This is a genomic window from Streptomyces sp. NPDC050636, from assembly GCF_040654775.1.
In the GTDB taxonomy this organism is placed as follows: Bacteria; Actinomycetota; Actinomycetes; order Streptomycetales; family Streptomycetaceae; genus Streptomyces.
The window spans coordinates 494,393-502,309 of sequence record NZ_JBFAIP010000002.1; the positions used below are offsets into that span (position 1 = coordinate 494,393).

The window sequence follows — 7,917 nt, forward strand, 5'->3', positions numbered from 1 at the left end:
ATGAAGATCACCCTCGACGCCGACAAGTGCTGCGCCGCCGGCCAGTGCGTGCTGATCGCCCCCGAGGTCTTCGACCAGCGCGATGAGGACGGCATCGTCGTGCTCCTCGACGACGCCCCGCCCGCCGGGCAGCACGACGCGGTCCGCGAGGCCGCCGCCATCTGCCCGGCCGCCGTCATCGAGATCCACGCATGACCGCCCGGCCCCTCGCCGTCGTCGGAGCGTCCGCCGCCGGGCTCGCCGCCGCCGAAGCGCTGCGCCGCTTCGGCTGGGACGGCCCGCTGGTCCTCATCGGCGACGAACCCCATCTGCCGTACGACCGGCCGCCGTTGTCCAAGCAACTGCTGCACGGCGACTGGGAGCCGGACCGTCTACTGCTGCGCACCAAGGGCCAACTCGATCCGCTCGGCCTCGACCTGCGGCTCGGCACCCGGGCGACCGGCCTCGACGCGGCCACCCGCACCCTCACCCTCGACGGGGGTGAGGAGCTCGAATGCGCCGGCGTGATCATCGCGACCGGCGTTGCCGCCCGTACGCTCCCCGGCGCCGAACGCATCGCCGGTGTGCACACCCTGCGCACCCTGGACGACGCGCTGGCGCTGCGCGCCCGGCTGGCCGGCGGCGGGCAGCGCCTGGTGATCGTCGGCAACGGCGTACTGGGATGCGAAGCGGCCGCGGTGGCAAGGGAGTTGGGGCATGAGGTCACCCTCGTCGGCCGCGACGCGACACCGATGGCCCGTACCGTCGGCGCCGAGGTCGGCGGGCTGCTCGCCGAGGAACACCGGGCCCGGGGCGTAGCGCTGCGTACGGGAGCGGTGGACGGCTTCGAGACGGCGGCGGACGGCGTCACGGGCGTACGGCTGGCCAATGGGGGCACCCCCGCCAGTGGGGGCGTAGCCGCCGGGGGAGGGGGAGGCACCCGGCTGCCCGCCGACCTCGTGCTGCTCGCCATCGGTTCCGAGCCGGCCGTGCAGTGGCTGGCCGACCCGGCCCTGGACACCACCGACGGGCTGCGCTGCGACGCGTACTGCGCCGCCGCCCCCGGCATCTACGCCGCGGGCGACGTGGCCCGCTGGCACCACCCGGTCCACGGCCGGCTCCTGCGCTTCGAGCACCGGATGAATGCCACCGAGCAGGGCATGGCCGCCGCCCGCAACCTGCTGGCCGAACTTGCCGGCGAGGGCACGGACACCCCCGCCCAGGAGCGCCGCCCCTTCGCCCCCGTGCCGTACTTCTGGTCCGACCAGTACGACATCAAGATCCAGGCGCACGGGCTGACCACGGGCGCCGACCGGGTCGAGACCACCGTCCTGGACCGCGACGAGCGCCGCACTGTCGCCCTCTACGGGCGGGACGGCACCGCCACCGGTGTCCTGACGACCGGCCTCCCGCCCCGCCAGGTCCGGGCACTGCGCGCGGTCATCGCCACGCCCGTCCCCTGGGAGGAGGCACGCGACCGCATCCGGGCCGCCACGGCCGCCGGCTGACCCGGACGAGCCGGCCGTGCCCGATCGCGGAGGACCGTGCCCGATCATTGAGGCATGACCGACTCGTACGTCCGGGTGCGCGGCGCCCGTGAGCACAACCTCCGCACCATCGATGTGGACATCCCGAGGGACGCGCTGGTCGCGTTCACCGGGGTGTCCGGATCGGGCAAGTCCTCGCTCGCCTTCGGCACCATCTACGCCGAGGCGCAGCGCCGCTACTTCGAGTCGGTGGCGCCCTACGCCCGGCGCCTGATCCACCAGGTCGGTGCCCCGAAGGTCGAGGACATCACCGGTCTGCCGCCCGCGGTCGCCCTGGAGCAGCGGCGCTCCGCGCCCACCTCCCGTTCGTCGGTCGGCACCGTCACCACCCTCTCCAACACCCTGCGCATGCTGTTCTCGAGGGCCGGCGACTATCCGGTGGAGATGTCCGAACGGCTGGACTCCGACGCCTTCTCGCCCAACACCGCGGCCGGCGCCTGCCCGGAATGCCATGGCCTGGGCCGTATCCACCGGGTGACCGAGGGCTCCCTCGTCCCCGACCCGGCGCTGTCCATCCGCGACGGCGCCATCGCCGCCTGGCCCGGCGCCTGGCAGGGCAAGAACCTCCGCGACATCCTCGCCGCCCTCGGCCACGACGTCGACCGGCCATGGCGCGAACTGCCGAAGGCCGACCGCGACTGGATCCTGTTCACCGACGAACAGCCCGTCGTCACCGTCCACCCCGTCCGCGACGCCGGCCGCATCCAACGCCCCTACAAGGGCCAGTACATGAGTGCCAAGCGCTATGTCCTGCACACCTTCGCCGACTCCAAGAGCGACACGCTGCGCAAGCGCGTCCAGGGGTTCATGGTCGCCGAGCCCTGCCCGGTGTGCGCCGGACGGCGGCTGCGCCCCGAGGCACTGGCCGTCACCTTCGAGGGCCACGACATCGCCGTCCTCGCGGGACTGCCGCTGAGCGCCCTCGCCGGCCTGCTGCGCCCCACGGCAGCGCGGCCGGACGACGGCGTGGCGTCGACGCTCGCCCGCGACCTGGTCGCCCGTATCGAGGTGCTCACCGAACTCGGCCTGGGCTACCTCAGCATGGACCGGCCCGCGCCCACCCTCTCCGCGGGCGAACTCCAGCGGCTGCGGCTGGCCACCCAGCTGCGGTCCGGCCTCTTCGGCGTCGTCTACGTCCTGGACGAGCCGTCCGCCGGACTCCACCCCGCCGATACGGAGTCCCTGCTCACCGTCCTGGGCCGGCTCAAGGAGGCCGGCAACTCACTGTTCGTCGTCGAGCACGACATGGACGTGGTGCGGAGCGCCGACTGGATCGTGGACGTCGGCCCGCGCGCCGGGGAACACGGCGGACAGGTGCTGCACAGCGGGCCGGTCGCCGGACTCGCGGACGCCGACGCCTCCGCCACCCGCCGGTTCCTCTTCGCCACCGAGCCGCCCCGGGACCGCACACCCCGCAGCCCCACGGGAGCGCTGACCCTGCACGGCGTCACCCTGCACAATCTGCGCGGCCTGGACGCCGCCTTCCCGCTGGGCGTCTTCACCGCCGTCACCGGCGTCTCCGGATCCGGCAAATCGACGCTGGTCACCCGTGTCCTCGCGGAGGCCGTACGGGAGCACCTCGGCGCGGACCAGCCCGATGCGAGTGACACCCACGACGCGGACACCGGCCCGATGGCCCGCGCCCAACTCGCCGAAGCCAAGGGCCTGGAGGCGATCGACCGGCTGGTGCGCGTCGACCAGAGGCCGATCGGCCGGACCCCGCGCTCCAACCTGGCCACCTACACCGGGCTGTTCGACGCGGTCCGCAAGGTCTTCGCCGCCACCGACGAGGCCCGCTCCCGCGGCTACACCGCCGGTCGGTTCTCCTTCAACGTCGCCGGCGGCCGCTGCGAAACCTGCCAGGGCGAGGGCTTCGTCGCCGTCGAACTGCTCTTCCTGCCCGGCACCTACGCGCCCTGCACCGCCTGCGACGGCGCCCGCTACAACCCCGAGACGCTGCAGATCACATACCGGGACCGCACCATCGCCGAGGTCCTGGCGATGACCGTGGACGCCGCAACGGACTTCCTTGCCGACATCCCGTCCGCCGCCCGCAGCCTGCGCACCCTCCAGGACGTCGGCCTGGGCTATCTGCGGCTCGGCCAGCCCGCGACCGAGCTGTCCGGCGGCGAGGCACAACGCATCAAGCTCGCCTCCGAACTCCAGCGCGCCCGCCGCGGCCACACCCTGTACCTCCTCGACGAGCCCACCACCGGACTGCACCCCGCCGACACCGAGGTCCTGCTGCGCCAGCTGCACGGGCTCGTCGACGCCGGCAACACCGTCGTGGTCGTCGAGCACGACATGGGGGTGGTCGCGGGCGCAGACCATGTCATCGACCTGGGGCCGGGCGGCGGCGCGGAGGGCGGCCGGATCGTGGCCGCGGGAACGCCGGCCGACGTGGCGGCAGCGCCGGGCAGCCGTACCGCGCCCTACCTGGCCCGACGGAGGGCGCGGCCGGGTGTGTCCTGACGTTCGGTTAATGTACGCAGGTCACCTCACCAAGCAACGTGCAGCAAGACGAAGGGGCACCTCTCGTGGCAGACATAGAGACGGCCAGGGCGGCATTCGACCGGTTCGACGCGGACAAGGACGGCCAGGTCACGCCGGACGAATTCAAGCGGGCGATGGCCGAGATGGGCGACCCGTACGTCACCGGCCCGGTCGCCGAGGCGGTCATCAAGTCCAAGGACACCGACAGCGACGGCCGGATGTCGTTCGACGAGTTCTGGAAGGCGCTGCAGGGCTGACCGTCCCGCTGCCTTCCTCAGAGCCTCACACCCCCTTCTCTCGGGTTCCTTCCCGCTCCGCTCCGGCTCCTTCCCTTGTGGCTGCCTCCGGATCGCCCGCGGCCGTGCGCAGTGCCGCCGGCCCGCGGGCCATCGGGGGCCGGTGCTCGCAGCCCCGTCGGACGACGCAGTCAGCGTTGGCGGTCGGACTGATGCTGCCCGGCTGACGTACCCACCGGCGGCGGCGCGGCATGGTCGCCGGTGCCCCAGTCGGACGGCTTCGCGCCCACGGAGAAGGCCAGTTCACGCCCCGAGCGCAGATCGTCGGTGGTCAGATACGTCCGGTCCCGACCGGTACCGTCCAGGCTGACCGACTGGACATAGCGGTTGCTGTCCGATGTACCGGGTGCCTTGATGGTGAAGTGACCAGTTGGGTAGTAGCGCTGGTCAAGCGTCAGGTCCACCCGATCGAAGACCGGTGTGCTCAACCCCCAGCTGTCGGTGCCCGGCTGCACGGGGAACACCCCGATCGAGGAGAGCACCATCCAGGCCGACATGGTCCCCAGGTCGTCGTTCCCGGTCATGCCGGAGGGGGTGTCGGTGAACAGGGTCAGCGCCGCGTGCACCACGTCCGTCGTCTTCCAGGGCCGGCCGGTGGAGAGGTACGTGTACGGCGCGATCAGGTCGGGCTCGTTCTGCGGGTTGTACTTGTCCGCGTTGTAGTAGTCGTACGGACCGTTGACCCACACCTCGCGGGCCGTCTTCTCCGGGTCCTTCAGCAGCTCCTGGTAGGCGAAGAAGGAATCAAGACGCTCATCGGCCTTGTCCTTGCCGCCGATCAGCTTCAGCATCCCCGGCAGGTCCTGCGGCACCAGCCACTGGTACTGCCAGGACGTACCCTCGTGGAAACCCTCGCTCTTGGCCGGGTCGGCGGGCCCGGTGAAGGCGCCCTTCTCGTCCCGGGCCCGGAAGAAGCCCGTCGAACCGTCAAAGATCTTCCGGTAGTTCTGAGCGCGCGCCGCATAGCGATCGGCGTCCGCCGCATGCCCCAGGTCGCGGGCCATCTGAGCCAGCATCGCATCCGACAGGGCGTATTCGAGGGTCGCCGAAGCCCCGTGGTCGAAGTCGGAGTCCCCGGGCTTCGCGTGCTCACGGCCCTTGATGTACGGGACGAAACCGTCCTTCAGATACTGGACGTTGGCCTCCCGCCCGACAGCCGGTGAATCGGCCGGCGGCACTCCGTCGGCGTTCTTCTTCAGCGCCGCGTACGCCTCCTCCTCATGACCCCGCAACAGGCCCTGCTGGTACGCGTTGGTGAGGAACGGCGTGACCGGATCGCCCGTCATGATGTTCGTTTCGACCGTGCCGTAGCCCCACTTGGGCAGCCAGCCGCCCTCCTCGTCGATCCGCAGCACCGACAGCGCCATATCGCGGGACTCACGTGGCGCGAGCAGGGCCAGCAGCTGGGCCTGCGTGCGGTAGGTGTCCCACAGCGACCAGTTCTGGTAGTACGTAAAGCCACTGGTCCGGTGGCTCTTCCGATCCCAGCCCCGGTAGCGCCCGTCCACATCACTGCCGATATTCGGCGCGAGAAAGGACCGGTACAGCGAGGAGTAGAAGGTCCGGCGCAGCGTCTTGTCGCCGCCCTGTGCCTTCACCAGGCCCAGCCGCTGCTCCCAGGCGGCGTTCGCGGCGGCCTTCGTACGGTCGAAGGAACGGCCGCCCTCGGCACGCAGATTGCGGGCCGCCCCGGCCGCGTCCACATAACTGATGGCGGTGGTCGCCTCGACGGTGCGGTCCTCGCGGGTGTCGAAGCGGGCATAGGCGCCGTGCCGTCCGGTGGCCGTGGAGTCCCTCGACCCGGCCGTCACCTTGTCGCCGTCCCAGGTCCCGTACGACGCGAACGGCCGGTCGAAGCGGGTGATCGTGTGGACGGTGTACGGCTCGGTGTCCTGGCAGAAGCCGCGGCCCGTGATGGCGGTACGGATGGTGCGGGAATCCAGTACCTCGACCCGGGTCGACACCGTCTTGTGCAGCGACTGCCCCGAGTTCAGCAGCACATTGGCCTTGCCGGTGGCCGGGAAGGTGTAGCGCTGCTTGCCGGTCCGGGCGGTCGCGGTCAGCTCGGCCGTTATCCCGCCGTACGACTTCAGGCCGACACGGTAGTAGCCGGGCCGGGCCGACTCGTCATCGTGGTCGTAGGACGCCGCGTACTTCGCGTAGTCGGTCTCGGTGATGTCGCCGGTGGTGGGCAGGACCGGCAGATCGCCGCCGAGGCCGCAGCCGACACCGGAGATATGCACCGAGCTGAAGCCGCGGATGTGGTCGTGGTCGTAGCTGTAGCCGGTGGTGTGGCCGGTGTCGGGGGAGAGCTGCACCATGCCGAACGGGACGGCGGCCCCTGGGTAGGTGTTGCCGTCGTTCTGGCTGCCGATGAACGGGTTGACCAGGTCGGTGAGCGGGCCGCCGGGCGGCTCCGCCTGCGCGGCGGGGGCCGCGAGCGCGCCCCCGATGAGCGCGGCCGCCAGCACCGCGCCCGCGGTGCGCAACCGGCTGTGTCTGAGCCATGGCATGGGTCGGGACCTCCGGGTGTTCGACAACGTTGTCAAGGCGGCTCATTCTTGGCGGCGGTCAACTGCACGTCAAGGGCTGGCGCTTGCCGATTCCGGCCGCGCCGCTGTGAGTCCCGACTCGGCCGGTATGACCAGCCGGTATGGGAAGTTCCGCATGTAGAACTCGTACAGATCGGCGGGCCGAATTCCTGGCACGCTCTTTACACCCTCGTGCCGAACCGATCAAGCAGTGGAGCGAGCATGCCGAAGTTCGGCAGCCTGTCGCAGGTTGATGCCGTGGCCCAGTTGCCGGAAGAGCTCCACAGTAGTCCGCCGAAGGTCCCGGTTGTCGTACGCGTTTCTCGCGAGGCGAGAAACGCGTACGGCTGGACGCCATACCATGTCGCGATGAAATATGAGGAAAACGGCTCGACGGCCGACGCGCTGTCCGGCGGCGGACGGTTCGGCGCCGACCCGGGAACGCGGTCTGTTCGCATTCTCGGGCGCGAGATGGTCTTACGTGTCGCCCGAGGCGCGTCCGACAATGCGGCCTGCTTTCCCCGGGTTTCGCTGATCGGGTCGATCGATGAACTCGCACCCGATGTGAATATGCCTTCGGATATTCCGTGGTGCCGAATCGCCCACAGGAAACTGTCGCTTGGATCCCATGGCTCCACGCCGGCGCCGCATTTCGACACAGCGCACTCGGTTCATGTTCAACTGGAGGGTGGGAAGCGTTTCCTGTGGTCCTCTCCAGAGGATTACAGAAAGCTCCGGTCGGCCTGCCGGGACGGAATACGAGTTGTCACCGCGCTCGCCCCGGGGACCCCGGATGGCGTGCGGATTCCCGGACTTGCCGGCACCGCGCCATGGGAATCGGATTGCGAGGACATCGAGTCACTGCTGAACCTCGCGCGGGTGCTGCCGGAGGCGGGCGAGACGTCGGCGGCCGCCGGGCTCGTTGCGGCGGTGGCCGGCGCTGCGCGGTCCGCCGGTGCCGGCGGTTGGTCCGAGGCGGACCGGGAACCGGCGCGCCGCTGGGGCGCTGTGGATGACCGTGCCCTCACCGGCCGGGACATCCCGGCCGTGCTCAGCCACAGGGCGCGCGCC

General features: G+C 70.8%; 6 protein-coding genes. 5 read left to right on the plus strand and 1 reads right to left on the minus strand.

Annotated features, from left to right (window positions below):
- The 4 genes from AB0I10_RS04700 to AB0I10_RS04715 all read left to right on the plus strand — a co-directional run bounded on the left by AB0I10_RS04700 (window position 1) and on the right by AB0I10_RS04715 (window position 4,276).
- Window positions 1-195 (plus strand): ferredoxin, encoded by a 195-nt coding sequence (locus AB0I10_RS04700; RefSeq protein ID WP_363150810.1) that lies wholly within the window; start codon window positions 1-3, stop codon window positions 193-195.
- Window positions 192-1,487, plus strand: a complete 1,296-nt coding sequence (locus AB0I10_RS04705) for an FAD-dependent oxidoreductase (protein ID WP_363150811.1) — start codon at window positions 192-194, stop codon at window positions 1,485-1,487. Before AB0I10_RS04700 ends, AB0I10_RS04705 begins: the two co-directional genes overlap by 4 nt.
- A gap of 54 nt (window positions 1,488-1,541) precedes the next feature.
- Window positions 1,542-3,998 (plus strand): excinuclease ABC subunit UvrA, encoded by a 2,457-nt coding sequence (uvrA, locus tag AB0I10_RS04710; RefSeq protein WP_363150812.1) that lies wholly within the window; start codon window positions 1,542-1,544, stop codon window positions 3,996-3,998.
- Window positions 3,999-4,063: 65 nt separating this feature from the next.
- Window positions 4,064-4,276 carry an EF-hand domain-containing protein gene (locus tag AB0I10_RS04715; protein WP_363150813.1) on the plus strand — a complete coding sequence of 71 codons (213 nt, stop codon included), beginning with the start codon at window positions 4,064-4,066 and terminating at the stop codon, window positions 4,274-4,276.
- A 170-nt stretch (window positions 4,277-4,446) separates the two neighbouring features.
- Here AB0I10_RS04715 and AB0I10_RS04720 read toward each other — a convergent pair whose 3' ends face one another.
- Window positions 4,447-6,828, minus strand: coding sequence for a GH92 family glycosyl hydrolase (locus AB0I10_RS04720; RefSeq protein ID WP_363150814.1), 2,382 nt, complete (start codon window positions 6,826-6,828; stop codon window positions 4,447-4,449).
- A gap of 240 nt (window positions 6,829-7,068) precedes the next feature.
- Here AB0I10_RS04720 and AB0I10_RS04725 point away from each other — a divergent pair.
- Window positions 7,069-7,917, plus strand: an 849-nt coding sequence (locus AB0I10_RS04725) for a hypothetical protein (protein WP_363150815.1), incomplete at its 3' end; no start/stop codon positions are given.

Coding starts and splice junctions, on each gene's coding strand:
- AB0I10_RS04720 (WP_363150814.1), bottom strand. CDS start 6,828: ATGCCATGGCTCAGACACAGCCGGTTGCGCACCGCGGGCGCGGTGCTG.
- uvrA (WP_363150812.1), top strand. CDS start 1,542: ATGACCGACTCGTACGTCCGGGTGCGCGGCGCCCGTGAGCACAACCTC.
- AB0I10_RS04705 (WP_363150811.1), top strand. CDS start 192: ATGACCGCCCGGCCCCTCGCCGTCGTCGGAGCGTCCGCCGCCGGGCTC.
- AB0I10_RS04700 (WP_363150810.1), top strand. CDS start 1: ATGAAGATCACCCTCGACGCCGACAAGTGCTGCGCCGCCGGCCAGTGC.